The sequence below is a fragment of the Streptomyces sp. NPDC092952 genome (assembly GCF_044754785.1).
Lineage (GTDB): Bacteria > Actinomycetota > Actinomycetes > Streptomycetales > Streptomycetaceae > Streptomyces.
The window spans coordinates 248,061-272,910 of the sequence record NZ_JBIVPT010000004.1 but is presented as its reverse complement, the minus strand read 5'-3'; the positions used below and the strand labels follow the sequence as shown (position 1 = coordinate 272,910).

At 72.7% G+C, this 24,850-nt stretch carries 26 protein-coding genes and 1 tRNA gene; 11 read left to right on the top strand and 16 right to left on the bottom strand.

The features are described 5' to 3' along the window. Positions 1 to 242: 242 nt before the first annotated feature. Positions 243 to 2,999, top strand: coding sequence for a penicillin acylase family protein (locus ACIQGQ_RS12265; protein WP_402394045.1), 2,757 nt, complete (start codon positions 243 to 245; stop codon positions 2,997 to 2,999). Between the two features lie 10 nt (positions 3,000 to 3,009). Here the strand turns inward: ACIQGQ_RS12265 and ACIQGQ_RS12260 are convergent, their stop codons facing one another. After that, positions 3,010 to 3,591, bottom strand: a complete 582-nt coding sequence (locus ACIQGQ_RS12260; protein ID WP_402394815.1) for a 5-formyltetrahydrofolate cyclo-ligase — start codon at positions 3,589 to 3,591, stop codon at positions 3,010 to 3,012. Positions 3,592 to 3,695: 104 nt separating this feature from the next. Between ACIQGQ_RS12260 and galU the strand changes: the two genes are divergently transcribed. The 7 genes from galU (at position 3,696) to ACIQGQ_RS12225 (ending at position 9,150) form a co-directional block, all read left to right on the top strand. After that, complete coding sequence (galU, locus tag ACIQGQ_RS12255; protein WP_366292513.1) at positions 3,696 to 4,598, top strand: UTP--glucose-1-phosphate uridylyltransferase GalU; 903 nt, start codon at positions 3,696 to 3,698, stop codon at positions 4,596 to 4,598. Between the two features lie 4 nt (positions 4,599 to 4,602). Continuing rightward, on the top strand, positions 4,603 to 5,913 hold the full coding sequence (glp, locus tag ACIQGQ_RS12250; RefSeq protein ID WP_402394042.1) for a gephyrin-like molybdotransferase Glp: 1,311 nt from the start codon (positions 4,603 to 4,605) through the stop codon (positions 5,911 to 5,913). A gap of 124 nt (positions 5,914 to 6,037) precedes the next feature. Further along, entirely contained in the window at positions 6,038 to 6,547 is a 510-nt protein-coding gene (gene moaC / locus ACIQGQ_RS12245; protein WP_402394039.1) for a cyclic pyranopterin monophosphate synthase MoaC, read from the top strand. Continuing rightward, positions 6,544 to 7,065, top strand: coding sequence for a molybdenum cofactor biosynthesis protein B (locus tag ACIQGQ_RS12240; RefSeq protein ID WP_402394036.1), 522 nt, complete (start codon positions 6,544 to 6,546; stop codon positions 7,063 to 7,065). The genes moaC and ACIQGQ_RS12240 overlap by 4 nt, the downstream gene beginning before the upstream one ends. Then, positions 7,062 to 7,703, top strand: coding sequence for a GNAT family N-acetyltransferase (locus ACIQGQ_RS12235; protein WP_385207610.1), 642 nt, complete (start codon positions 7,062 to 7,064; stop codon positions 7,701 to 7,703). The genes ACIQGQ_RS12240 and ACIQGQ_RS12235 overlap by 4 nt, the downstream gene beginning before the upstream one ends. A 159-nt stretch (positions 7,704 to 7,862) precedes the next feature. Continuing rightward, positions 7,863 to 9,002 (top strand): gephyrin-like molybdotransferase receptor GlpR, encoded by a 1,140-nt coding sequence (gene glpR / locus ACIQGQ_RS12230; protein WP_402394033.1) that lies wholly within the window; start codon positions 7,863 to 7,865, stop codon positions 9,000 to 9,002. Positions 9,003 to 9,076: 74 nt separating this feature from the next. Continuing rightward, positions 9,077 to 9,150: transfer RNA gene (locus ACIQGQ_RS12225), tRNA-Ala, on the top strand. 240 nt (positions 9,151 to 9,390) lie between these two features. On the opposite strand, the gene ACIQGQ_RS12220 is transcribed toward ACIQGQ_RS12225, so the two are convergent. From ACIQGQ_RS12220 to ACIQGQ_RS12210, 3 genes are all read right to left on the bottom strand, one after another. Beyond that, positions 9,391 to 9,927: a hypothetical protein gene (locus ACIQGQ_RS12220; RefSeq protein WP_402394031.1), complete on the bottom strand. Its 537-nt coding sequence runs from the start codon at positions 9,925 to 9,927 to the stop codon at positions 9,391 to 9,393. A gap of 204 nt (positions 9,928 to 10,131) precedes the next feature. Beyond that, entirely contained in the window at positions 10,132 to 11,040 is a 909-nt protein-coding gene (locus ACIQGQ_RS12215) for an EamA family transporter (protein WP_402394028.1), read from the bottom strand. 235 nt (positions 11,041 to 11,275) lie between these two features. Next, positions 11,276 to 12,271 (bottom strand): 2-dehydropantoate 2-reductase, encoded by a 996-nt coding sequence (locus ACIQGQ_RS12210; protein ID WP_402394025.1) that lies wholly within the window; start codon positions 12,269 to 12,271, stop codon positions 11,276 to 11,278. A gap of 281 nt (positions 12,272 to 12,552) precedes the next feature. On the opposite strand from ACIQGQ_RS12210, the gene ACIQGQ_RS12205 reads away from it, so the two are divergent. Further along, a complete protein-coding gene (locus ACIQGQ_RS12205) occupies positions 12,553 to 13,230 on the top strand; it encodes a ScbR family autoregulator-binding transcription factor (protein ID WP_402394023.1) in 678 nt (225 codons plus the stop codon). A gap of 138 nt (positions 13,231 to 13,368) precedes the next feature. Here the strand turns inward: ACIQGQ_RS12205 and ACIQGQ_RS12200 are convergent, their stop codons facing one another. The 3 genes from ACIQGQ_RS12200 to ACIQGQ_RS12190 all read right to left on the bottom strand — a co-directional run bounded on the left by ACIQGQ_RS12200 (position 13,369) and on the right by ACIQGQ_RS12190 (position 16,637). After that, positions 13,369 to 13,494 (bottom strand): ALQxL family class IV lanthipeptide, encoded by a 126-nt coding sequence (locus tag ACIQGQ_RS12200; protein ID WP_352278210.1) that lies wholly within the window; start codon positions 13,492 to 13,494, stop codon positions 13,369 to 13,371. A 73-nt stretch (positions 13,495 to 13,567) separates the two neighbouring features. Continuing rightward, positions 13,568 to 16,414 (bottom strand): class IV lanthionine synthetase LanL, encoded by a 2,847-nt coding sequence (gene lanL, locus ACIQGQ_RS12195; RefSeq protein ID WP_402394020.1) that lies wholly within the window; start codon positions 16,412 to 16,414, stop codon positions 13,568 to 13,570. Between the two features lie 49 nt (positions 16,415 to 16,463). After that, complete coding sequence (locus ACIQGQ_RS12190) at positions 16,464 to 16,637, bottom strand: hypothetical protein (RefSeq protein WP_402394017.1); 174 nt, start codon at positions 16,635 to 16,637, stop codon at positions 16,464 to 16,466. 195 nt (positions 16,638 to 16,832) lie between these two features. On the opposite strand from ACIQGQ_RS12190, the gene ACIQGQ_RS12185 reads away from it, so the two are divergent. Both ACIQGQ_RS12185 and ACIQGQ_RS12180 read left to right on the top strand, forming a co-directional pair. Continuing rightward, complete coding sequence (locus ACIQGQ_RS12185) at positions 16,833 to 17,891, top strand: hypothetical protein (RefSeq protein WP_402394014.1); 1,059 nt, start codon at positions 16,833 to 16,835, stop codon at positions 17,889 to 17,891. 407 nt (positions 17,892 to 18,298) lie between these two features. Next, positions 18,299 to 19,348, top strand: a complete 1,050-nt coding sequence (locus tag ACIQGQ_RS12180; protein WP_402394012.1) for a LuxR C-terminal-related transcriptional regulator — start codon at positions 18,299 to 18,301, stop codon at positions 19,346 to 19,348. Here ACIQGQ_RS12180 and ACIQGQ_RS12175 read toward each other — a convergent pair. The 9 genes from ACIQGQ_RS12175 to ACIQGQ_RS12135 form a co-directional block, all read right to left on the bottom strand. Then, positions 19,338 to 20,714, bottom strand: a complete 1,377-nt coding sequence (locus ACIQGQ_RS12175) for a M16 family metallopeptidase (protein WP_402394009.1) — start codon at positions 20,712 to 20,714, stop codon at positions 19,338 to 19,340. The two genes, ACIQGQ_RS12180 and ACIQGQ_RS12175, sit on opposite strands and share 11 nt — an antisense overlap. Further along, positions 20,711 to 22,090: a M16 family metallopeptidase gene (locus ACIQGQ_RS12170; RefSeq protein WP_402394007.1), complete on the bottom strand. Its 1,380-nt coding sequence runs from the start codon at positions 22,088 to 22,090 to the stop codon at positions 20,711 to 20,713. The genes ACIQGQ_RS12175 and ACIQGQ_RS12170 overlap by 4 nt, the downstream gene beginning before the upstream one ends. Further along, complete coding sequence (locus tag ACIQGQ_RS12165; protein ID WP_402394004.1) at positions 22,090 to 23,379, bottom strand: MFS transporter; 1,290 nt, start codon at positions 23,377 to 23,379, stop codon at positions 22,090 to 22,092. The genes ACIQGQ_RS12170 and ACIQGQ_RS12165 overlap by 1 nt, the downstream gene beginning before the upstream one ends. A 154-nt stretch (positions 23,380 to 23,533) precedes the next feature. After that, positions 23,534 to 23,662 carry a class III lanthipeptide gene (locus tag ACIQGQ_RS12160; protein ID WP_402394002.1) on the bottom strand — a complete coding sequence of 43 codons (129 nt, stop codon included), beginning with the start codon at positions 23,660 to 23,662 and terminating at the stop codon, positions 23,534 to 23,536. Between the two features lie 44 nt (positions 23,663 to 23,706). Continuing rightward, positions 23,707 to 23,829: a hypothetical protein gene (locus ACIQGQ_RS12155; RefSeq protein ID WP_402394000.1), complete on the bottom strand. Its 123-nt coding sequence runs from the start codon at positions 23,827 to 23,829 to the stop codon at positions 23,707 to 23,709. A gap of 352 nt (positions 23,830 to 24,181) precedes the next feature. Next, positions 24,182 to 24,313 (bottom strand): hypothetical protein, encoded by a 132-nt coding sequence (locus ACIQGQ_RS12150; RefSeq protein ID WP_402393997.1) that lies wholly within the window; start codon positions 24,311 to 24,313, stop codon positions 24,182 to 24,184. Between the two features lie 41 nt (positions 24,314 to 24,354). Continuing rightward, entirely contained in the window at positions 24,355 to 24,489 is a 135-nt protein-coding gene (locus ACIQGQ_RS12145; protein WP_402393994.1) for a SapB/AmfS family lanthipeptide, read from the bottom strand. 64 nt (positions 24,490 to 24,553) lie between these two features. Continuing rightward, positions 24,554 to 24,670, bottom strand: coding sequence for a SapB/AmfS family lanthipeptide (locus ACIQGQ_RS12140; protein WP_402393991.1), 117 nt, complete (start codon positions 24,668 to 24,670; stop codon positions 24,554 to 24,556). Between the two features lie 25 nt (positions 24,671 to 24,695). Continuing rightward, positions 24,696 to 24,827: a hypothetical protein gene (locus tag ACIQGQ_RS12135; RefSeq protein ID WP_402393989.1), complete on the bottom strand. Its 132-nt coding sequence runs from the start codon at positions 24,825 to 24,827 to the stop codon at positions 24,696 to 24,698. Positions 24,828 to 24,850: the final 23 nt, after the last annotated feature.

Here is a 24,850-nt window from a genome sequence, read left to right as displayed (position 1 = left end):
CGTTCCTTCCCCGCGTGCGCCTGCCGAGTCGGTCGATCCCTCGGTATCGATCTTCGGCATCGGCCATCTGCGGCCGGTACTTCGTTACCTTACCTAATCTTTAACGCTTTCTTGACGGGTTCAGGCATCCGTACGATCGCTCCGTCGTACGAGTCATCCGCATACCGCGTCGGAGCCGCCCCGGTGCTGCGCCTATGGTTGCTCCTGCACTCCCAGGACCACCTGCCCCTCGAAGGACAGCGATGCCCGCCAATACCACCGCCCCTTCCGACGCCCCCGGCGCTGCCGGTGCGAAGACCGGCCGGAAGAAGGGGCGACGTGCCCGCCTGATCGTCATCGTTCTGGTGCTGGCGCTTGTCGCGGGTATCGGATACGGGGCGTTCTGGTCCGTATCGACCGTGCGGGCCTCGTACCCGCAGACGACCGGCTCGGTCAAGCTCGACGGCCTCGACGCCAATGTCGACGTCAAGCGCGACAGTTACGGCATCCCGCAGCTGTACGCGGACACCGACGCCGACCTCTTCCGCGCCCAGGGCTACGTCCAGGCGCAGGACCGCTTCTGGGAGATGGACGTCCGCCGCCACATGACGGCCGGGCGGCTCTCCGAGATGTTCGGCTCCGGACAGGTCGAGACCGATGCCTTCCTGCGCACGCTGGGGTGGCGCAAGGTCGCGCAGGAGGAGTACGACAAGGTCCTGTCCGAGGAGACCAAGAAGAACCTCCAGGCGTACGCGGAGGGCGTGAACGCCTACCTCAAGGGGCGTGACGGCAAGGACATCTCCGTCGAGTACGCGGCCCTCGGCTTCACCAACGACTACAAGCCCTCCGAGTGGACCCCGGTCGACTCGGTCGCCTGGCTCAAGGCCATGGCCTGGGACCTGCGCGGCAACATGCAGGACGAGATCGACCGCTCGCTGATGACCAGCAGGCTCGACGCGAAGCAGATCAAGTCCCTGTACCCGGAGTACCCGTACAAGGAGCACCGGCCGATCGTCGAGCAGGGCGCCGTCTCCCCGGTCACCGGGAAGTTCGACCCGGAGGCGAAGCCGTCCGACGCCCTCGGCACCGGCACGGGCACCGTGCAGGGCGCCACCGAGGCGCTCAACACCCAGCTCGCCTCGCTCTCCGACACCCTCGACCAGGTCCCGGCGCTGCTCGGCCCGAACGGCAACGGCATCGGCTCCAACTCCTGGGTGGTCTCCGGCAAGTACACGACCACCGACAAGCCGCTGCTGGCCAACGACCCGCACCTGGCGCCGCAACTGCCCTCGCTCTGGTACCAGATGGGCCTGCACTGCCGCGAGATCTCGGCGAAGTGCCAGTACGACACCGCGGGCTACACCTTCTCCGGCATGCCCGGCGTGATCATCGGCCACAACCAGGACATCGCCTGGGGCTTCACCAACCTCGGCGCCGACGTCACCGACCTCTTCCTGGAGAAGGTCTCCGGCAAGGGCTACCTCTACGACGGCAGGACCAAGCCCTTCACCACCCGTGAGGAGACCATCAAGGTCGCGGGCGGCAAGGACCGGACGATCACCGTCCGCGAGACCAACAACGGCCCGCTGGTCTCCGACCGCAGCGGCGAGCTGGAGACGGTCGGCCAGAAGGCCCCCGTCACCGACGGGGCCCCGGACCGCGCCGAGGGCTACGCGATCGCCCTGAAGTGGACCGCGCTCCAGCCCGGCCACTCCATGGACGCCGTCTTCGAGCTCAACCGGGCCAAGGACTTCACCACCTTCCGCAAGGCGGCCGCGCACTTCGAGGTCCCCTCGCAGAACCTGATCTACGCCGACACCAAGGGCAACATCGGCTACCAGGCGCCCGGCACGATCCCGGTCCGCCTCAAGGGCGACGGCACGATGCCCAGCCCCGGCTGGTCCTCGGAGTACGGCTGGGAGAAGGACCCGATCCCGTTCGAAGAGCTGCCCTACGAGTACAACCCGGAGCGCGGCTACATCGTCACGGCCAACCAGGCCGTCATCGACGAGAAGAACTACTCCCCCCTGCTGACCAAGGACTGGGGCTACGGCACCCGCAGCCAGCGGATCAACGACCTGATCGAGTCGAAGATCAAGGACGGCGGGAAGATCTCCACCGAGGACATGCAGAAGATGCAGATGGACAACAACAGCGCGATCGCCGCGCTGCTGGTGCCCGAGCTGCTGAAGATCAACATCTCGGACAAGAGCGTCCGCGAGGCGCAGAAGCTCCTGGAGGGCTGGGACTACACCCAGGAGCCGGACTCGGCGGCGGCCGCGTACTTCAACGCGGTCTGGCGCAACGTCCTCAAGCTGGCCTTCGGCAACAAGCTGCCCAAGGAGCTGCGGGTCAAGGGCGAGTGCCTCAACGTGCGCCGGGCCGACGCCTCCGGCCCCGTCGACGAGCAGAACAAGCTGGTGCGCGAGTGCGGCATGCGCGACGCCGACTCGGCCCAGCCCGACGGCGGCGACCGCTGGTACCAGGTGGTCACCGAGCTGATGGACGACCAGGACAACGACTGGTGGAAGACGGCGGGCAACCGCCGCGACGAGCCGACCGAGAACCGCGACCAGCTCTTCGCCCGCGCCATGAAGGACGCCCGCTGGGAGCTGACGGCCAAGCTCGGCAAGGACATCACCACCTGGAACTGGGGCCGGCTGCACCAGCTGACGCTGAAGAACCAGACCCTCGGCACCGCCGGCCCCGACCTGCTCCAGCGGGCCCTCAACCGCGGCCCGTGGAACCTGGGCGGCGGCGAGGCTGCGGTGAACGCCACCGGCTGGAACGCGGCGGGCGGCTACGAGGTCGTCTGGGTGCCGTCGATGCGGATGGTGGTCAACGTCGGCGACTGGGACAAGTCCCGCTGGATCAACCTGACCGGCGCCTCCGGGCACGCGTTCAACGCGCACTACACCGACCAGACCGACAAATGGGTCAACGGCGAACTGCTCGACTGGTCCTTCGGCACCAACGCAGTCGCCCGGACGACGACCGACACGCTGACCCTCAAGCCATGATCCGCTGAGGTCAGGGGCCCGTCCGACGGGCCGCGGCCGGTGTCACCACCACATCGACGGGGTGGTCGTGCGGTTCCTCCGGGACCCGCGCGACCACCTCGTTCTCGTACAGCAGGACGATCAGGGCGGGGTGCGCCCCGGCCGCCGCGAGGCGGGCCAGCACCCGGTCGTAGCTGCCGCCGCCCCGGCCCAGCCGCATGCCGCGCGCGTCGGCGGCCAGTCCGGGCAGCAGCACCGCGTCGGCCTCCAGCACCGCCCCGGGCCCGAGGCGGGGGCCGTCCGGCTCCAGCAGCCCCCGGCCCGCCCGGACGAGCCGGCCGGCCCCCTCGTACGGGGCCCAGTCCAGGTCGTTGTCGGGGAGGAGGACCGGCAGCAGCACCCGTACGCCGTGCTCGCGCAGCGCGTCCAGCAGCACCCGGGTGCCCGGCTCGGTGCCCACCGAGACGTACGCGGCGACGGTACGGGCCCCGGACAGCTCCGGCAGCGCCCGTGCCCGCCGGGACAGAACCGCCGCGGCGTTCTCCACGTCTTCCCCGGTCAGAAGGCGTCGCGCGGCCAGCAGTTCACGCCGCAACCGGGCTTTTCGGTCCATCTCGGTGTTCAAGCGGCACCCCTGATCTCCCCATGTGCATATAGGCGTACAAAGTTAACCGAAACCTCATCTTCCTCACATACGCACCGGTTATCGTTCTGCGCATGACTCAGTCGCACCCCAGGATCAGCAAGGCGGTCATCCCGGCCGCGGGGCTCGGGACGCGCTTCCTGCCCGCCACCAAGGCCACTCCTAAGGAGATGCTGCCTGTGGTCGACAAGCCCGCGATCCAGTACGTCGTCGAGGAGGCCGTGACCGCCGGTCTCTCCGACGTGCTGATGATCACCGGGCGCAACAAGCGTCCGCTGGAGGACCACTTCGACCGCAACTACGAGCTGGAGTCCGCGCTCACCCGGAAGGGAGACGCCGAACGGCTCAAGAAGGTCCAGGAGTCGAGCGACCTGGCCACCATGCACTACGTCCGCCAGGGCGACCCGCGCGGTCTCGGCCACGCCGTGCTCTGCGCCGAGCCGCACGTGGGGGACCAGCCGTTCGCGGTCCTCCTCGGTGACGACCTGATCGACCCGCGCGACCCGCTGCTCTCCCGCATGGTCGAGATCCAGGAGCGCGAGGGCGGCAGCGTCATCGCCCTGATGGAGGTCGCGCCGGAGCAGATCCACCAGTACGGCTGCGCGGCGGTCGAACCCACCGCCGAGGGCGATGTGGTGCGGATCACCGGACTGGTCGAGAAGCCCGAGCCCGCCGAGGCGCCCAGCAACCTCGCCATCATCGGCCGCTACGTCCTGGACCCGGCCGTCTTCGGGATACTGCGCAGGACCGGACCGGGCCGCGGCGGCGAGATCCAGCTGACCGACGCGCTCCAGCTCCTGGCCGAGGACGAGTCGGCCGGCGGCCCCGTGCACGGCGTCGTCTTCAAGGGCCGCCGCTATGACACCGGCGACCGTAGCGATTACCTCCGTGCCATTGTCAGACTCGCGTGCGAACGTGAAGACCTGGGTCCGGACTTCCGGACCTGGCTCCGCAGTTACGTCACCGAGGAGATGTAGCACCTTGAGCAGCACGATGTGGTCGGTGGAAGAGCACCTGAAAGACATTCTCGAAGCGGTGCGCCCGCTCGAACCCATCGAGCTGCAACTGCACGACGCCCAGGGCTGCGTCCTCGTCGAGGACGTCATGGTGGAGATCGCCCTGCCCCCCTTCGACAACAGCTCGATGGACGGGTACGCGGTCCGCGCCGCCGACGTCGCGGGCGCCGACGAGGAGTTCCCCGCGGTGCTCACCGTCGTAGGGGACGTCGCGGCGGGCAGCGAGGGGCTGGCCGACGGGCGGGAGGTCGGCCCGGGGGAGGCCGCCCGGATCATGACCGGCGCCCCGCTCCCGGCCGGTGCCGACGCGGTGGTCCCCGTCGAGTGGACCGACGGCGGTACGGGGGAGGGCCCCGCCACCACGATGCGGGCCCACAGCGAGGACCCGGAGGCGTCGGGCGGCGAGGTGCGGGTGCACCGGCCGGCCGAGGCCGGCGCCCACGTCCGTCGCCGGGGCAGCGACGTGAAGCCGGGTGATCCGGCGCTGGCCGAGGGGTCGGTGCTCGGCCCGCCGCAGATCGGCCTGCTCGCCGCGATCGGCCGCTCGACGGTGAAGGTGCTGCCCCGGCCCAGGGTCGTCGTCGTCTCCACCGGCAGTGAGCTGGTGCAGCCCGGCGAGGAGCTGACCGGCGGCCGGATCTACGACTCGAACAGCTTCGCGCTCACCGCCGCCGCCAAGGACGCCGGGGCGCTCGCGTACCGGGTCGGAGCCGTCACCGACGACGCCGAGACGCTCCGCGCCACCATCGAGGACCAGCTGATCCGCGCCGACGTCGTCGTCACCACCGGCGGCGTCAGCGTCGGCGCCTACGACGTCGTCAAGGAGGCCCTCGCCTCGGTCGGCGACGAGGACGAGGAAGGCAGCGGAATCGACTTCCGCACCCTCGCCATGCAGCCCGGCAAGCCGCAGGGCTTCGGCTCGATCGGCCCGGAGCACACCCCGCTGCTCGCGCTGCCCGGCAACCCGGTCTCCGCGTACATCTCCTTCGAGCTGTTCGTCCGGCCCGTGATCCGTACGCTGATGGGCCTGCCCGACGTCCACCGCCCCACCGTCCGGGCCGGGCTGGCGAGCGGGAAGGCGCTCACCTCGCCGTCCGGCAGGCGCCAGTTCCTGCGCGGGACGTACGACGCGGAGGCCGGCACGGTCACCCCCGTCGGCGGCTCCGGATCGCATCTGGTCGCCGCGCTCGCCCGCGCCGACGCGCTGATCGTGCTCCCCGAGGACACCACCTCCGCCGAGCCCGGTACGGACGTCGAGGTGATCCTGCTCCGCTGATTCCCGGGCGGTGGCGGTACGGTGTCTGCCGCTGTGCCGTCCCGGGGACACCCCCGGGCCCCGCAGACCCGCGCCCCGGCGCGGGCCGCGCGGGAACCGGCGCCCTACCGCGAGGCGGAGTGAGTTGAGTACGCAGAACAGCCTGACGCACATCGACGACGCGGGCGCGGCCCGGATGGTCGACGTGTCGGAGAAGGCCGTCACGGCACGGGTCGCCCGCGCGAGCGGACGGGTCCTCGTCTCGCCGCGCGTCGTCGAGCTGCTCCGCGGCGAGGGCGTCCCCAAGGGCGACGCGCTCGCCACCGCCCGGATCGCCGGGATCATGGGCGCCAAGCGCACCCCCGACCTGATCCCGCTCTGCCACCCACTGGCCGTCTCCGGGGTCACCGTCGACCTCTCCGTGGCCGACGACGCGGTGGAGATCACGGCCACCGTGAGGACCACCGACCGCACCGGCGTCGAGATGGAGGCCCTGACCGCGGTCTCGGTCGCCGCGCTCACCGTGATCGACATGGTCAAGGCGGTCGACAAGGCCGCGGTGATCACCGACGTACGGGTCGAGTCGAAGTCGGGCGGCAAGTCCGGCGACTACCACCGCGCCGGGACCGCCGGGGCCGCCGGGGCGGACGCGTGACCGGCGACGGCGGCGCCCCCGCCGCCCCGTACACCGCCCTGGTCGTCACCGCCTCCAACCGCGCCTCGGCCGGGGTCTACGAGGACCGGGGCGGCCCGCTGATCGCCGAGGCGCTCACCGCGCTCGGCCTCGCCGTCGACGGCCCCCGGGTCGTCCCGGACGGCGACCCCGTCGAACAGGCCCTGCGCGAGGGCGTCACCGCCGGCTACGACGTCATCGTCACCACCGGCGGCACGGGCATCTCGCCCACCGACCGCACCCCCGAGGCCACCCGCCGCGTCCTGGACCGCGAGATCCCCGGCATCCCCGAGGCGATCCGCGCCGAGGGCCGCGACAAGGTCCCCACCGCCGCGCTCTCCCGGGGCCTCGCCGGCACCGCGGACCGCACCCTCATCGTGAACCTGCCGGGCTCCACCGGCGGGGTGCGCGACGGTCTCGCCGTCCTCACCCGTCTCCTGGTGCACGCCGTCGACCAACTGCGCGGCGGCGACCACCCCCGACCGGGGAGCTCGATCTGAACGTCTCGACCTGGCCGGTCGTCCTCAGCGACGGAGACATCGTGCTCCGGCCGATCAAACTGCGTGACCAGCGCGTATGGCGCGAGGTCAACCGGCGCAACCGCGACTGGCTGCGCCCCTGGGAGGCGACCGTGCCGCCGCCGGCCCCGGGCGGCCCGCTGATCCAGCGGCCCACGTACCGTCAGATGGTCCGCCATCTGCGGAGCGAGGCCAACGCCGGCCGGATGCTGCCCTTCGCCATCGAGTACCGGGGCCGGCTCGTCGGCCAGCTGACGGTCGCCGGGATCACCTGGGGCTCGATGTGCTCGGGCCACGTCGGCTACTGGGTCGACCAGGACGTGGCCGGCCGCGGGGTGATGCCGACCGCAGTAGCCCTCGCCGTCGACCACTGCTTCCGCACGGTCGGACTGCACCGCGTCGAGGTGTGCATCCGGCCGGAGAACGGGCCGAGCAGAAGAGTCGTGGAGAAACTGGGATTCCGCTCGGAGGGGCTGCGCCCGCGCTATCTCCACATCGACGGCGACTGGCGCGACCACCTCATCTACGCGCTCACCGCGGAGGAAGTGCCGGACGGGATGCTCCGGCGCTGGCACCGGACCCGACCTGCGGCTCCGCAAACACCGCGCGAAATCAAATAGGTGTTCGATATTTCTCCTTCGTTCGAGCGACACCGCAGGGGCAAACGTCCAGGAATGATCTGAACAAACACAAAAAACGTTTGTGATATCACCCGGATCGTGCGACACACCGGCCCAATTGGCGGATCCCCCCGCGCAAACCCCTCTACGGTGTGAGACGTGAGCAGCAGCGGCCTCATTTACGCAGTCATCGTCGGGGCCTGGGCCGCCTACTTGGTGCCGATGTGGCTCCGCAGGCAGGACGAGCTCAACGAAGCCCGTCCGACGGAACGCTTCAGCACGGCCATCCGGCTGCTGTCCGGACGGGCGGCGATGGAGCGCCGGTACGCCAAGGACCTGCGGGGACGCACGGCCGAGGAGCCCGGGCCCGACGAAGCCGACCCGGACGTCGCCACGGACCGACTGGATTCCGTGGACGTCCGGGCCTTCGCCGCGCCCGAGACGCGCACCGGTGACCGGGCGCACGATCCGGCCCAGGCACCGGTCCCGGCCCAGGCATCGGCCCAGCAGCCCCGGGCGCAGGCCCCCGTGCGGCCTGCCCGTCCCCGGCCGGGCGGCGGCACGGAGGCCGAGCGCGCCCGCCGCGCCCAGCGCCTCCAGGTCCTCGCGCGGCGTCGGCGGACCACCGTCGTCCTCTTCCTGGCCTTCACCCTCGGCGCGGTCGTCGCGGCGGTCGGCGGCATCCACTTCCTGTGGGCCCCCGCGGTCCCGGCGGTGCTGCTGAGCTCGTACATCGTGCATCTGCGGGCCCAGGAGCGGCACCGGTTCGCCTTCACCATGGACCGGCGCCGGGCCGAGGTGGCCGCGCAGCACCTGCGCGAGAACCGCACCCGCAGGCACCAGCCGGCCGGCCCGTCCGCGGTCGAGCCGGAGGAGGAGCCCGAGGTGCGCCGCCCCGAGCCGGAGCCCGTGCCCGAGGTCTCCCCGCAGGAGGCCGGCCGCCGCGCCCTGGTCGAGCAGACGGACCACGCGGAGTGGGTCGACCAGCAGCGCCAGCGCGGCCCGGCCCAGGGCGACAGCTGGGAGCCGGTCCCGGTCCCACTGCCGACGTACGTCACCGCCCCGGTCGCCCCGCGCGCCACCGGCGGCGTCGAGGTCGGCAACCCGGAGACCTGGAGCGCCGCCCGCTCCAGCTCCGCCGAGCCGAGCCAGACGGGCACCTCGCACCCCGTGGAGCCCCCCGCCGACCAGGCCCCCCGCCGCCGCCCGGCCCAGTCCCGCCGCACCCGCGACCGGGGCCGGACCCCGCTCTTCGACCAGTACGAGGACGGCGAACGCCCACGGGCCGCCAACGAGTGAGTCGCCTCGGCTGACCAGCGCGGACCGGATTTTTGTACATCGCGCAGGGGGTGCTAGAGTTTCACTCGTTGCAAGGGCCTGTGGCGCAGTCTGGTAGCGCACCTCGTTCGCATCGAGGGGGTCTGGGGTTCAAATCCCCACAGGTCCACCGCACATACGGATATCCCGTCCGATCGAAAGATCGGGCGGGATTTTCGTTGTTATGGAAGGCGGCGGTCCGGCCGCCGGGCATGGCGGGTGGACGGTTCCACGGGTATCGGCGTTCTGCTCGAATTCGAGAAAGTGGGACAGTCGCTCGGCGGCCACGGGCTTCAGCTCGGCTCAGGGTGTCTGCCCGCGGTTCAGCCCCGCCTCACACGGCCGTCGGCGGGACGGGGAGGATCCTCGCTCAGCCTTCCGCCGCAGGATCGGACGCCGCAGGGAAGCCCAAGCGATCCAGAAGCGTGCCGAAGAGCTCCTCCGCGAAATCCTCGTGAGACCGCAGGACTTCCTCGATCGTGGTCACGTCCACACCCTGGCCGACCCCTGCGGCCTGGGCCCAGGCGAGGGCACGACTGGCGTCGCCTGGCACGTAGGCGTCCATCTCGGACAGCGGACGGTCCGACATCTCTGCGGCGATCGTCAGATTCAGCCACGCGTCCCACTGGTCACCTCCGGGGGTCAGGCCCCGGACCAGCGCGACGCTGCTGTCCTGCACGGACGCCACGCACGCTGGAGCTCCGGTCCACTCGACCACGGCTCGCAGGATCTCCTCCGGCTCGGCCGGTGAGGCCTCGTGGTGGAACTGCGACGTCTGCCACCCACCGGGCCTCGGCCACCAGGCGGTTGTGCCGCCCGCGCCGTCCGCCTGCGCTCCGCCGAAGACCGGGGCTTCGAGCAGGGGACGCTCGCTGCGACCGAAGACCAACTCACCCGAGAATCCCATCGTTGCCCCTCTCCAGGGCTGCTTCCCGCACTGCTTCTTGCACTGCTTCCCGCACGATAGAAGCGGCCTCTGACAGTCGGTGCGAGTCGTCGCACGCGGTTGCCGGGCAGCGGCGTCGGTGCCGTTGTGGGCGGCGATGGTCCCGCGCACCGGAGTGCCGAACCGGGCGGCCAGCGGGTCCATCGCCGGCCTGAGCGTCTGCTTCTACCTGGCCATGGCCCGGATGACGCCGATCGAGGCCGCGACGACCGCGGCCAGACCCGCGACCTGGGCCGGGGAGAGGGTCTCCCGCAGCACGGCGAGGGCGACCAGGGCGCCGATGGCCGGTTCGAGGCTGAGCAGCACCCCGAAGACCGTGGCGGAGACCCGGCGCAGGGTCTCCATCTCGCAGGTGTACGGGACGAGCGAGGACAGCATCGCCACGCCGAAGCCGAAGGCCAGGACCTCGGGCCGGGCGAGTGAGCCGGCGCCCTCGGCCAGACCGGCCGGCAGGGAGCACAGCGTGCCGAAGGCCATGGCGAGCGCGAGCCCGCCGCCGCCCGGCAGCACCGCCCCGACCCGGGCCGACAGCGGTACGTACGAGCCCCAGAAGACGGCGCAGGCCAGCGCGATCAGCAGGCCGGTGAGGCCCGCCGCGCCGCCCTGCCAGCCGAGGAGCGCGATGCCGAGGGCCGCGAGCACGATCCACAGCCGGTCCGCCGCCCGGCGCGAGGACAGGCCGGCGACCGCGAGCGGGCCCGCCATGCCGATGGTCAGTGCCACCCCGACCGGCATCCGGGCCATGGCCAGGTAGAAGCAGATGTTCATGCCCGCGATGGCCACGCCGAGCGCCGCCACGGCGCCCGCCGTACGCCGGTCCAGACGGACGGAGGGGCGCCACCACAGCAGCAGTACGAGGGCCGCGAAGCCGAGCCGCATCAGCGTGATCGTCGCCGGGCCGACGGTGCCGAAGAGCTGCTTGGCGAAGGCCGCGCCCAGCTGGGTGCTGACCATGCCGACGAGCATGAGCGCCGGGGCCGGGACCACGCCGATGCCCTTCCGGCCCGTGGCGGCGGCCGCCCCGGCGTCCTTGCCGGGGCGTGCCGGCGCACCCGTTCGGATGTCGGTACTCATGGCGTCGGCGGCGTCTTGACGATGGTGCCCCGGCCTTCGAACGGCTCGTGCGCCCGTGATGCCCGGGACGGCGGAAGCAGCGTCCGAGGATCCGGCCCGACGGGCCCTGTCCGGGCGACGTCGTACGGCGGCCCCTCCGGGTGCACCGCCGCGAGCCGGCCGCCCGGCTCGTCCGGCGCGTCGACCGCCGTGGTTCCGATGGGTCCGGCGGGTCCGGTGGATCCGGCCGGGGAGGTCATGCCGTACCCGCTTCCGTGCGCCGCTCGGCCGCGCGTGCCTCGCGCAGGCCGAGGACCTCGTGGAGGAAGCCGTTGACCGGGGTCGGGACGGAGTGGACGGCGCCGAGGCGGACCACCGCGCCCGTCCACGCCTCCAGTTCGGAGGGGAGGCCCGCGGCGATGTCGCGTTGCAGCGACGAGGTGCCCTCGGCGGGCTGCCGGTCGACGAAGTCGAGGGTGGTCGCGACGATGTCCTCGGGCAGGACGGTGCCGGTGGCCCGCGCCACCTGCTGGACCTCGGTCATCGCGTCCGCGAGCAGGCGCCGGGTGCCCGGCCGGGACCGGAGCGCGCCGATCGGCGCGTCGGTCACCGCGCCGAGGCCGCCGAGCGGGGCCACGAACAGGAATTTGGCCCAGAGCTCGGCCCAGATGTCCTCCGGTACCACCGCCGTCGCCCCGGCTCCGTCCAGTGCCTGGCGCAGCGCCTCGACCCGCTCCGAGGGGCGGTTGTCCCACTCGCCGAAGGTCAGGGAACCGGGCCCGCCGACGTGGCGGATCCGGCCGGGCCCCTCCAGGTACGCGATGATCTTCGCGCTGCCCGGCAGCACCGCGTCCCTGCCGACGGCCCCGGCGACCTCGGCGGGCGCCTCGACCCCGTTCTGCGTGGTGAGGACTGCCGTGCCGTCCTTCATCAGAGGCTTCAGCAGGGGGAGCGCGGACGGGAGTTGCCAGGTCTTGACGCCGAGGAGTACGACGTCGGCCGGTCCGGCCCCGGCGGGGTCGGCGGTCGCGCGCAGCGCCTTCGCCGGAACGGAGAAGCCTCCGGGGAGGCCGCCGGAGGAGTCTGCGGACGCGCCGCCCGCCGGGCCCGCAGGGGTCGCCGGACCCTCGACGGTGAGTCCGTCGCGTCGGAGGGCCTCCAGGTGGCGTCCCCGGGCGATGAACCGGACGTCATGTCCGGCCGCGGCGAGACGGCCACCGAAGTAGCCGCCGATGCCGCCGGCTCCAACCACCGCTACTTTCACGGACTTCCCCGTTTCTCTGCAATGCGGCGGGCGGCGCCCGATGGGCGCGCCCCGGAGGCCGGATCACTTCCAGCGCCGGGAACAGTACAGAACATTCGCTTTGTTTTTCCAGTGATTCTCTGGTGTCGACTGGAGGGAGGCGGGTTGCTCGGAAGGGTAAATGTTCTTGTTTCGCGTGGATTTGTCGGTGGTCCCGCGAGATGGCTCCTGCTGGAGCCTGTCGCCTCGTTCAGGCTTGGCGGCACTGCTCGCCTTGCCTAACATAGTGAATGTTCTGTTTCTTTCAGGAGGTACGTACCGTGGCGCAGCGACCGAAGCAGGAGAGAGCCGTCCAGACCCGCAAGGAGATCCTCCGGGCCGCGGCGGTCGTCTTCGACCAGTCGGGTTTCGCCGGTGCGAGCATCAACCGCATCCTCGCGGAGGCCGGTCTCACGGCCGGTGCGCTGTACTTCCACTTCAAGTCGAAGGAAGACCTCGCGCGTGCCGTCATGAACGCGCAGCCGGAGTCGATAGTCCCGCAGCTCTCGTCCGAGGGTCTTCAGCGCCTGGTCGACATCACTCTCGTCTGGGCCCACCGGCTCCGGACGGACGTCCTTCTGCGGGCCGGTGTCCGGCTCACCGGCGAGCAGGGCGCGTTCGGCCTGCGCGACAGCACGCCGTACCAGGACTGGAGCCGCATCATGGCCGACTGCCTGGAGGTGGCGGTGGAGAAGGGGGAGCTCCTGTCGGGCATCGAACCGGCGGAGCTGGCCGAGTTCGTGGTGGAGTCCTGTACGGGGATGCAGACCTACTCGGCCGTCGCGAGCGAGGGGCGCGCGGACCTGGCAGACCGCGTGGTCCGCATGTGGCGCCTGCTGCTGCCGGGGATCGCGGTCCCCACCGTCATCGCCCGTACCGAGGTCGATCCGGCCCGGGGCGCGGGCGCGCTCCGGAACGCGACCTCGTAGGCGACGGGACCGCGTGGGCCGCGGGGACGCCCCGGGCCCGCGCGGTGTCCGTCACCCGGCCCGGGGAGGCCCGGGTGACGGACGTCCCGGGGCACCGGCCTGGGACGCCGGTACCCCGAGGTGCGCTGTGACGTCTCGTCAGCAGCCGCTGGTGTGGATGTTGCAGGCGGTGATCAGCGCGGCGGCGTGCTCCTCGCCCCGGCTGTCCTCGGCACGCAGGTCCTCGGGGAGGAGCTGCAGGGCGTCGATGTCGTGCTCCATCATGTCGGTCTCCTTCGATCGGTGGGGCCGGGTCCGTGGGGACCCGATGCCGGTGGCCGGGTGGCCGCCGGACGACTCAGGGGGTGGCGCGGTCTCCCTCGGGGAGCCAGGCGCGGGGTCCGCCGTACCGCAGGCGCAGCAGCAGCGAGAGGCTTCCGGCGAGGCCGGTGGCGTACTCGGCGAGGACGGTGCGGCGGTTCTCGTCGGGCACCAGGAGGCGGCCGTCGCGCAGGACGGCCTGGGCGGCCAGGTGCTCGACGAGCAGTTCGGCGTCGGCGCGGTACCGCTCCTCACCGGTCAGCCCGGCCATGTCCAGGAGGAGTTCGGCGTTGCCGGTCAGCCCGTGGCAGGTGGCGGGGGAGTCGGTCACCCGGCCCGCCAGGACCGCCTCGGCCGCGCCCTCGGCCAGGGAGCGCAGGGTGGCGTCCCGGCCGTCCCCGGCCGCCCAGAGCCGGACCAGGAAGGTTCCCGCGCCGGACGAGCCGCTGCACCAGTGCCGGGCGAGGTCCGGCGAGTCGGAGAGGTGCCGGGCGCGGTCGACGGGCCAGAGCGTCCCGGCCGGACCGCCGCGGGCGGCCGTCGCCAGGGTCCGGCCGGCCTCCGCGGCCACGGTGCGGAATCGCTCGTCGCCGGTGGCCCCGGCCGCCCGGAGCAGGAAGGTGCCGACCCCGGCCACGCCGTGCGCGAAGCCGTAGTGCCAGGAGCCCGCCAGCGCCGTGCCGTAGTCCTCGGGCACCGGCCAGAAGACGCCCTCGGGGGTGCGCCGCGCCGCGTCGAGCAGTCCGTCCGCGATCCGGGCGGCCCGGTCGAGGAAGCGCTCGTCCCCGGTGGTGTGCCAGAAGTGCAGCTGGGCCAGGCCCGCCCCCGCCGCTCCGTGCGTCACATCCGGGCTCGGCCACCGTACGGGCAGCTCCAGGGCCGTCTTCACGGCGCGTTCGGCGAGGTCGCCGTCGTCCAGCGCCCGGGCGGCGTCGAGCAGCGCCCAGGCCGTGCCGGACCGGCCGAAGTGCAGGCCGGGCAGGTCGCCGGGGAGCGCGTCCTGCCGGTCCGCGGTCCAGTGCGCGGCGGTGCGCAGACCCTCGCGCAGCGCCGCCGGATCGGATCCGGCGCCGTGCCGCAGCGCCCGGGCGAGGACCGCCACCCCGCCCGCCGAGCCGTGCTGGAGGGCGACCGGGTCGCAGGTCTCGCCGAAGCGGTCCGAGGGCCAGAGCCGTTCGGGGTCGTCGGGGCGCATGGTGGCCAGGAGGTGGGCGAGGCCGTCGTGCAGGAGGCGTTCGCGGACGTCCTCGGGCCGGTCCGTACGGTCCGCTGCGCCGGCGGGGGCGCTCTCCGGCGGGGCCGGGCGGAAGGCGCGGGCCCGCTCCAGGGTCCAGCGGCCGACGGGATCGTCCCGGGTCAGCCCGAGGACCAGCGGGGCGTACGCGCGCACCACCGGCCGGTCGCGGCCGAGGAGTTCGACGAGCCGGGCCATGCGCTCCTCGCCGGGGCGGGCCGCCGCCCGGGGCCGGTCCGGGGCGAACAGCGGATCGGCGCCGCTCAGCGCGTGCAGCACGGTCGCGCCCAGGGCGAACAGGTCGACGGACGGCCCCAGCGCGGGCGCCACCTGCCCGGCGGCCCGCAGCTCCGGGGCGGCGTAGCCCGGGGTCGAGCCGAGGATCCAGCGCTCGCCCTCCGGCGCCGCCATCTCCAGGTCGATCAGGAGCAGCCGCCCCTGGGGGGTGACCATGATGTTGTTGGGGTTGAAGTCGTGCAGGGTGACGCCCAGTCCGTGGGCGGCGGCGACCAGCCCGACGAGCTGCCCGACCAGGGACGCGGCCGTCTCCATGTCCGGGCAGGCGGCGCCGCCCCCGACGAGCCGTTGGGCGACGGTGCGGCGCAGCGTGGCGCCCGGTACCGACTCCACCGCCATCAGGACACTGCCCTGCTGCTCGAACACCTCGACGACGCGGGGCGCCGGAGGGAGCTCCGGGGCCGGGGAAGCAGTCCGGTCCGGGGTCTGGTCGGGGGCCGGGGCGGCTTCGGAGAAACGTTCCAGCAGTGCCGCTTCCCGGCGCAGCAGGTCCCGTACGTCGAGACCCTCCACCCCGGCGCCCACATGGGCGCGGGCCTGCTTGACGACGACCTGCTCCCCGGTCCGGGTGTCCTCCGCCCGGAACACCCCGCCCTTGTTGGAGTGCTGGATCGCGCCCCGTACGAGGTAACGCCCGTTCAGCAGCACGGGCTTCGCCGTGGCGGTGGTGCGGACCGGGGCGGCCGGGCGGTCGGGGAACGGGTCGCCCGCCCAGGCCGGCGGGCTGTACCAGGCGTTGCGCTCGTCGGCCACCGGCCGCCCCTCGGGGTCGGTGAGGAGCGGGACGTACGTGCCGTCGGGGGCGAGCCGTCGGGGGGCGGAGAACACCCCGTACCGGTAGAAGACCTGGCTGTCGGGGCGGTAGCGCCGGTCGGAGAGGACGGCGGGGCCGGGCAGGCCGACGGTGGCCCGGTGCAGTTCCTCGGCCAGCAGCCGGAACTGCTCGTCGTCCGCCGGGTAGACGGTGATGAACTTGCCGGACCCGCCGCGCGCGAAGCGCCCCGAGACCAGCTCGGTGACCCGGGCCGGGCTCCCCGCGAACTTGAACCGGCACCGGTGGGCGACCAGCACCTCGGCGGCCCTGGCCAGCGTCAGCGGCGCGGCGAGCGGGGTGGCCGAGACGTGCAGCTTCCAGCCCTGCTCGCGCGGGGCCGGGCCCTCGGGGACCGCGTGGCACCAGAACGCGGCCTGGTCGAGGCGCCATTCGTGCTCCGCCCCCGGCGCGTGCCGGGCGATGGCGGCGCGTACCAGACCGGGGAGGAGCGCGAGGTCCTCCGGTCGTTCGGGGCGGGGACCTTCCCGGTGGGAACCTTCCCGGTCCGGCGGTCCGGCGGCCTCGGGCAGTGCTGACACGCGGATCGACCTCGCAAGTCGTGGACGGGCGGAAGGAAGGGCGCGGGGTCTACTGCCGGGGCGGGGTGTAGCCGTCGCCCCAGCTGGTGTCGGCGAGGGACGCCGCGACCGTGCCGGCCGGGTCCGCGCCGTGCCCGTGGTCCGCGGGACCGGCCACCACGGCGGCGACGCCGGCGGCGAACAGCGCCGTGAGAACGAGAAGACTGCGGACGGCTGAGGACATGGGCGCGGCTCCTGGATCGGGAGTGTGGTGGCGGCGAGCACCGCGTGGGACGGGTTCGCCGCCGGTTGTCGCAGCTGAAGGGGGCTTCGGCCGGACGTCAGAAGTTCATCCTCCGACGCCCTCCCGGTCCAGCGATCCCGGCTGGCAATACCCTGCATGGCACGGAAGTAGCAGGGCCGCATTGCGGGGAAGAACATGACTACAGGGACAAATTTCGGCGAACTGCCGCGCCTCGACCCGGCGACCGTCGCGGTCTTCGAGCACGCGCTGTCGCTGGGCGGTGTCGAGCGGCGGAGCCCCGACGTGCCGCCGGGGCTCGGCCTGGCCCCGGAGGAGGTCGAGCGGGCCTGCCGCTCCCTGCTGGCCCTGCGCCTGCTCAGACCGGCCCCGGGCAACCCCGACCAGCTGATCCCGGTCAGCCCGGACACCGCGGCGGCCGAGGTGGTCGGCCCCCGGGAGGCGGAACTGGCGCGGGCGGCGGCGCACGTCCAGGCGGTACGCGACGAACTGCGCTCGCTGATGCCGCAGTACCGGGCCGCCCGGCGGGCCCGGCGCGGCGAGGAGGGCGTCACCGTACTGCCCGACCTGGCGGCCGCCTCGGCGATGCTCACGGAGGAGTCGGCACGTTGCTGGGACGAGGTGTTCACCATCCAGCCCGGCGGCGGCCGCTCGCCCCGCCACCTCGGCGGCGCCATCGACCGGGACCTGGCGATGCTCGACCGGGGCGTGCGGATGCGCACCCTCTACCAGCACTCGGCCCGCACCAGCCTGGCCACCCAGGGGTACGTGGAACGGCTCACCGCCGCCGGTGCCGAGTACCGTACGGCCGCCGAACTGCCGGACCGGGCCGTGGTGTTCGACCGGGCCGTGGCCTTCCTGCCGATGCGGTCGAACGGGGGCTCGGGCGAGGGCGCGGTGCTGGTGCGGGACCCCGACGTGGTGGCCTACCTCTGCCGCTCCTTCGAGCAGCACTGGTCCGGGGCGACGCCCTTCCGGGGCACCAGCGGGGCCGCGTACAAGGAGGTCGGCGACAGCCTGCGGCGCGCCCTGGTGGGGCTGCTGGCCGAAGGTGCCAAGGACGAGGTGATCGCCCGGCGGATGGGCATGTCGCTGCGCACCTGCCGACGGCACATCGCGGAGTTGCTGGAGGAGCTGGGCGCCACGAGCCGCTTCCAGGGCGGCGCCCTCGCCGAACGCGCGGGACTCACGGCGCCCGCCGCGCCGGAGGTGGCGGACGGGGTCGAGGTCTCCTGATCCATGAGGATCCGCCGGGCAGGCCCTAACGCCGGGGAGAAGGGGCGTTAGCCGGTGGTCAGCGAAGCGTTGGCGGCCGCTGCGACAATCCCGTCCACCATGCGGCCCGTCGGGCCGCGCGACCGCCGGAGGCCGGGAGAACCCGATGCGCGCCTACGTACCGATCCAGTCCGCGCCCGGCACGGGGCCGGCGCGGCTGGTCCAGGTCTCCGGGGGACGACCGGCCCGCACGCGAGCCGCCATTCCGTTACGGCCGTCGCCCTGACGCCGGCCGCCCCGGCCGTGTCCATGGCGTACACGTAGACCACGTCCATGGGGTCGGCCCGCGTCCACGGCACCGCTCGCGGCCCGACGGGCCGAGGACGGGCGCCCACGCCCGAGACGGACCATCCGGAGAGGAAGAATCCATGCCCGAACGCACCACGCTTCCGGCCTCATCCGATCTCCCCCCGCTCGGCCACGAAGCCGTGGCCCTCTACCAGCACGCCCTGGAGTACGGCCTGTCCGACCGGACCCCGGCCGCCGGGCTCTCCCCGGACCTGCACGCCGCCTCCCTGGCCACCCTGCGGGCCTGGCACCTCCTGCGCCCCGGGGCCGACGACGGGGTCTGGGAGGCGGTCACCCCGCACCACGCCATCGCCACCCTGCTCGGCCCCCAGGAGGCCGGACTGCGCGAGGCCCAGGCCGAACTACGGCTGTGCGAGGGCCGGGTCGCGGCCCGGCGCGCCGCCCTCGAAGGACTCCCGCTGCCCCAGGCCCACCAACGGCCCGCCGCCGCCGAGGTGCTGGAGATCCTGCCGGACGTGCACGCGGCCCGCGGCGCGATCAGCGCCTCCGTGGCGCAGTGCCGGACCGAGGTGGTGTCCTTCCAGCCCGGCGGCGGACGGCCCGCGGAGATCCTGGCCGACGCCCTGCCCCGGGACCTGGCCCTGCTGGAGCGCGGCATCCGCGTCCGGTGCGTCTACCAGCACCCGGCCCGCTTCCACCAGCCCACCCAGGACTACGTCCGTGCCGCCAGCGCGGCCGGGTCGCAGATCCGCACCCTCGACGAACTCTTCGGCCAGATGATCATCGTGGACCAGTGTGTCGCGTTCATCCCCGACCGCACCAGCCCGCGGGGGGCCGTGGTGATCCGCCAGCCCTCCGCGGTGGCCTTCCTGTACGACGCCTTCGAGCAGTCCTGGAGCCGCGCGACCCCGTACCTCAGCGGGCCAGCGGCCGCCCGCGCGGTCACCGAGGACATCAAGCGCACCCTGGCCGTCCTGCTCGCGGACGGCCTCAAGGACGAGGTGATCGCCCGCCGCCTGGGCCTCTCCCTGCGCACCTGCCGTCGCCACATCTCCGAACTCATGGAGCAACTGGGCGCCCGCAGCCGGACCCAGGCCGGGGTCCTCATCCATGCCCACGGGCTCCACCTCGGAGCGGGGGCGTCCGCCGTACCGGCGGTCACTCCGTGACGGTGACCGGCCCCAGTTCCCGCAACGGCCGGTGGATCAGTGAGGCGTCCCCGACCGCGACGGTGACCAGCCGCCCGGCCGGCAGCGCGGTGCCCAGCGCCCGGGTGGCGTCGTGCGCGGTCACGGCGTCCAGACGGTCGTGCAGCGTCGGGAGGTACGTGTCGGGCAGCCGTTCCGCCACCGTGTCGGCCAGGACGCGCGCGGTGGTGGCGGAAGTGAGGAACTGCGCGGGCGTGATCCCCTTCAGGCCGAGCCGGGCGGCCGTGTGCTCCTCCTCGGTGAGACCGCGGGAGGCGTCCTGGACGGTGGCGGCGATCCGGGCGACGGCGTCGGCGGTGACCCCGGTCTCGACCGATCCGCTGATGGCGATCAGTGCGCCGGAGCGCAGCGGGGCCGCGAAGGCGCTGATGCCGTAGGTGTAGCCCTTCTCCTCGCGCAGACTCCGGTCGAGCCGCGAGGTGAGGGGCCCGCCGAGGCAGTGCAGCGCCACGGACTGGGCGGGCCACCGGGGCGAGTGCCGGTCGACGCCGACGCGGCCGATCAGCAGATGGGTCTGGACCGATCCGGGCCGGTCGACCAGCACGATTCCGGGGCGGTCGGTCAGCAGCGGGGCCGGGGGGCGGCTGGGCGGGGCGGGGGGACGGTCCCAGCGGCCGAGGGTGTCTCCGACGAGCCGGGGCACGTCGAACCCGGTGAAGTCGCCGACCAGCACGACGGCGGCGGTGGCGGGCCGGGCGTGGGCGTCGTGGAAGGCGCGTACGGCGCGGCTGTCGATGCCCGGCACGGTGGCGGCGCTGCCCTTGGGCGGGCGGGAGGCGCGGTGCCGGGCGAGGAAGAGGCGCCGGTAGAGGGTGAGGGCGGCGAGCCGGGCGGGTCCGGCGTGCTCGTGGCGGATCTCGTCGAGCCGTTGACGGACCAGCCGGTCGATCTCGTACGGGGTGAAGGCGGGTTCGCGGAGGGTCTCGGTGAGCAGGTCCAGGAGGCGGGGCAGGGCGGGGGCCGGGACCTGGCAGGCGAGCCGGATGCCGTCGGCGGTGGCGTGCGCCTGGAGGGTGGCGCCGCAGGACTCGACCCGGGCCGCGAAGGTCCGGCTGTCGGTGGCGGCGGGTCCCCGGCACAGGGCGCGGGCGGTCAGGGTGGCGACCCCCTCCACGTCGCGGGGCTCGGCCTCCAGCGGGGCGTCCAGCAGGATCTCGAGGGCGATCACCTGCTGTCCGGGCCGGTGCAGGTGGACCACCCGCAGGCCGTTGGGCAGGACGTCGGTGCGGGCCGCGGGCGGCCGCCAGCGCGGTGCCGGGGGCGGCACCGGGCGCGGGTGGAAGGTCATCCGGGGCGGCGGCGGTGCCGGAGCGGTGGCGGGGATCATCGGTCGGCCGTCCTTCCGGTCGGTGCGGTGGCGGGAGAGGGATCCGGGGCCGGTTCCGGGCGCGGGCCCGCGCCCGGTGTGTGGTTCCTGGGCGGGGGTTCGTAGAGGAGTACGGAGCGGTTGGCGGGGTCCAGGTGCGCGGCGGCGGCCCGTGCCTCGGCGGCGGTGACGTCCAGCAGCCGGGGCAGGGAACCGGCCGCCCCGGCGGCGGTCCCGAAGAAGGTGGCGTACCGGCACAGCAGGTCGGCCCGGCCGCCGACGGTGGCGGAGGCGTCCAGGTGCTTGCGGCTCAAGTGGGCCCGGGCCCGGTCGAGTTCGTCCTTGGTGGGGCCCTCGGCGGCGAACCGGGCGATCTCCTCGTCCAGTGCCGCCTCGACGGCGGGCAGGTCGCCCCGGCCGGACGCCTTGATGTCCAGCCAGCCGAGCGAGGGCGCGTGCGCGAACCGCATCAGCCCCATGGACACCTTCAGGGCGTTCTGGTCGTCCAGGACGAGCCGGGTGGCGAGCCGGCTGGACTCGCCCGCGCCGAGCACCGCCAGCGCGACCTCGGCCGCGTCGGCCTCCCGGGTGCCGTCCACGGGCATCCGGTACGCGCACATCAGCGCGGCCGACGGGACGGGGTGGCGCAGCACGGCCCGCCGCTCCCCGGGGACCGGATCGGGCAGCGGCCCGCGTACGGCGGTTTCGGTGCCGCCGCCGGCGGTGGGGCAGTCCGGCAGCGAACCGAAGTACTTCTCCACCCAGGCCCGGGTCCGCACCGGGTCGATGTCGCCGACCACCGCGAGCACCGCGTTGGACGGGGCGTAGTGGGTGCGGAAGAAGGCGCGGGCGTCGTCGAGGGTGGCCGCGTCCAGATCGGCCATGGAACCGATCGGCATGTGGTGGTACGGGTGCGTCGGCGGGTGGAGCATCGCCATCAGGTGCTCCCACACCGTGCCGTAGGGGACGTTGTCGTACCGCTGGCGGCGCTCGTTCTTCACCACGGCGCGCTGGTTGTCCAGGGCCTGTTCGGTCAGGGCGTCCAGGAGGCTGCCCATCCGGTCGGCCTCCAGCCACAGGGTGAGTTCCAACTGGTGGGCGGGGACCGTCTCGAAGTAGTTGGTGCGCTCGAAACCGGTGGTCCCGTTGGGCTGGCCACCGCCCGCCTGTACGGCCTCGAAGTGGCCGTTGCCGGGGACCTGGGCGGACCCCTGGAACATCAGGTGCTCGAAGAGGTGGGCCAGCCCGGTGCGGCCGGGCCGCTCGTCGCGGGAGCCCACGTGGTACCAGACGCACACGGCGGCCACCGGATTGAGGTGGTCCTCGGACAGGACGACGTGCAGCCCGTTGGGGAGCCGGAACTCGTGGTCCGGGACGAGGAGCGGGGAACGGTCCATCACGGCACCTGCTGGGGTACGCGGTCGTCCGTGGCGGAGCCGGACGGCTCCTCGGCGGTGGGACGGCGCAGATCGGGGATGAGGTGCAGGCCGCGGCTGACGGTGCTGAAGCAGGCCAGGACGAGAAGCGCCCCGCCGAACAGCAGCAGGGCGGTGGGGGCCGAGAGCCGGTCGGTCAGCAGACCGGCGACGACCGGGCCGAGCGGGGACACCACGGCGGGCAGCAGCGCGCCGGTCGACTGCACGCGCCCCTGGAGGTGGTGGGGGATCGTGTGGGCTGCCGCCGCGGACAGGGCGATGTTCGCCGCCGGGGTGGCCACGCTCGCCCCGCCGATCAGCAGCAGCGTCCACCAGATCGCGTCGTCGGCGGCCATCGCGGGGACGAGTACGGCGGTGCTCCAGCTCACCGCCAGCACCAGGCGACGGGGGCTGAGGAGCTGGTTCAGACGTGGGGCGAGGGCGGCGCCGAGCAGATTGCCCGCACCGGAGACCGCGACGAGCAGGCCGGTGCTCATGGGGGTGGACCCGGCACCGGAGTGGACGGCGATCAGGACGACCACCACCGCGGAGAGCGCGAAGTTCATCAAGGTGCCGTTGACCAGGGTGTAGCGCAGGAAGGGGCTGGCACGGATGAAGCGCAGTCCGGTGGTGAGGTCGCTCCGCCACCGGGGGAACGGAGCGTCGGCCCGGTCCGCGGCGGGGCTCGGGCGCTCGGGCGGGCGCAGGCCCAGCACGCAGGCGGCGGAGGCCAGATAGCTGACCGCGTCGACCAGGAAGGGAAGCGTGGGGGAGACCCCGTAGAGCGCGGCTCCGATCAGCGGGCCCGCGAGCACGATGGCGGAGTTGCGGGCCTGGTTGATCGCGTACGCGGAGACCAGTTGCCCGGGCGGCACGACGGAACGCAGCATCGCGCTCGCGGCCGGGCCGAAGGGGCTGGACGAGATCCCGGTCAGGGTGCCCGCGGCGATGATCAGCGTGAGCGACACCCGGTCGGTGACCATCGCGACCACGAACACGGCGCTGATCAGGGCGCGCAGACCGTCGCAGACCAGCATCACCTTCCTGCGGTCGACCCGGTCCACCACGATGCCGGCGGGAAGGCCCGCCGCCACCGAGACGACGGACTCGACGAACAGGACGAGACCGAAGTCGGTGACCGACCCGGTGAGTGACAGGACCAGGAGCGGCAGCGCGATGAAGGCGGCCTGCGAACCCAGGGTGGAGAGCGCGTTCGCGCTCCACAGCAGCCGGAAATTCCGGTTCTTCGAAAGAGGTACGGGATGCGACATGGAATTCCTCCTTTCTGGAGAGGTGGCGATGGATTTCCGGGAGAACGGACGAGGGGAAGAACGGCGGGTGGGGGCGGACCGATCGGTCCGCCCCCACCCGGCCTCCGGCCGGATCGGCTCCGGCTCTCTCGATGACGTGGAGGGTTCTCCGTCGTCAGTCGATCGTGGAGGTGCACCGGTTCGTCATGCTGAGCGCGCTGGTGATCTGCGAGGTGATGTTGGTCTCCCCCTCATCGGGGCCGTTCTGGGGAGCCAGGTCCTGCAGGGCCAGGATCTTGTTCACTTCCGGTCTCCTTCCGGATTCCTGATCGGTCGGACGGCGAGGTATCAGTCGATTCCGCCGGTGCCGCAGATGTTGATTCCGCTGATGGAGCTGGTGCCGGGGAACGCCTCTTCGTCGGACGGGCCGTTCTGGGGGGTGACGTTCTGCAGAGCGAGGATCTTGTTCATTTCCGGTCTCCTTCTGGATGCTTGATCGGGCGGTCCCTACAGCTCCGCGCTGGTGGTGGGGCAGCTGATCGTGCTCAAGATGCTGCGGGGGAAAGCGTCGTCGTCGGACGGGCCGTCCTGAGGGGTGACGTTCTGCAGAGCGAGGATCCTGTTCATCTGCGGTCTCCTTCCGGACGTTCGATCGGGCGGGGCTTTCTAGACCTCTGTGGTGGTGCGGCAGGCGATCAGCAGGCTCATGGTGCTGACGAGGGCGTCGCCGTCGGACGGGCCGTCCTGGGGGGTGACGTTCTGCAGGGCGAGGATCTTGTCCATGTCCGTTCTCCTTCTGGGGGTTCGATCGGTCAGGGATTTCTCAGATCTCGTGGGTCAGGCACATCCAGTGGGCGCTGATGGCGCTGAGGGCGGAAGAACAGGCCCCGGCCTCGTATCCCTCGGACATGCCGTTCCGAGGCGTCATGTCCTGCAGAGCGAGGATGTCGTTCATGATTTCTCCCTGGTCGGTGGCTGGCGGCTCGGCTGTGTTTCTCAGACGTCGGTGGCGGTTCCGCCGCCCCCGCCGGTGCAGAAGGCCAGGCTGATCGAGCTGAGGCCGTCGGCCACGCCGTCCTCGTTCGGGCCCTCGGGGAGTTCGAGGTTCTGGAGCTCAAGGATCGCGTTCATGGTTTTCTCCTTCGTGGTCGGTTGATTTCTTCGGTGGGGTGGTTCGGTGCGCCGGGTTTTCGGCCTACTCGTAGGCGCTGGTGCAGAAGGCGACGCTGAGGGAGCTGTAGCCGTCGGCCACGCCGTCCTTCTGCGGGCCCTCGGGGAGTTCGAGGTTCTGGAGCTTGAGGACCTTGTCCATGGTTTTCTCCTTTGTTTTCTTTCGGCTATTCGTCGGTGTTGTCGGAGGCGCAGTTGAAGCTCATGGAGCTGTGTACGGCGGTGAGTTCGAGCGGGCCTCCGCCACCGCCCGGGGGGTCATGGGCGGCGAATCCCTGCAGGGCGAGGACGGTGTTCATCCGTCTTCCGTCTCCTTCGGTGG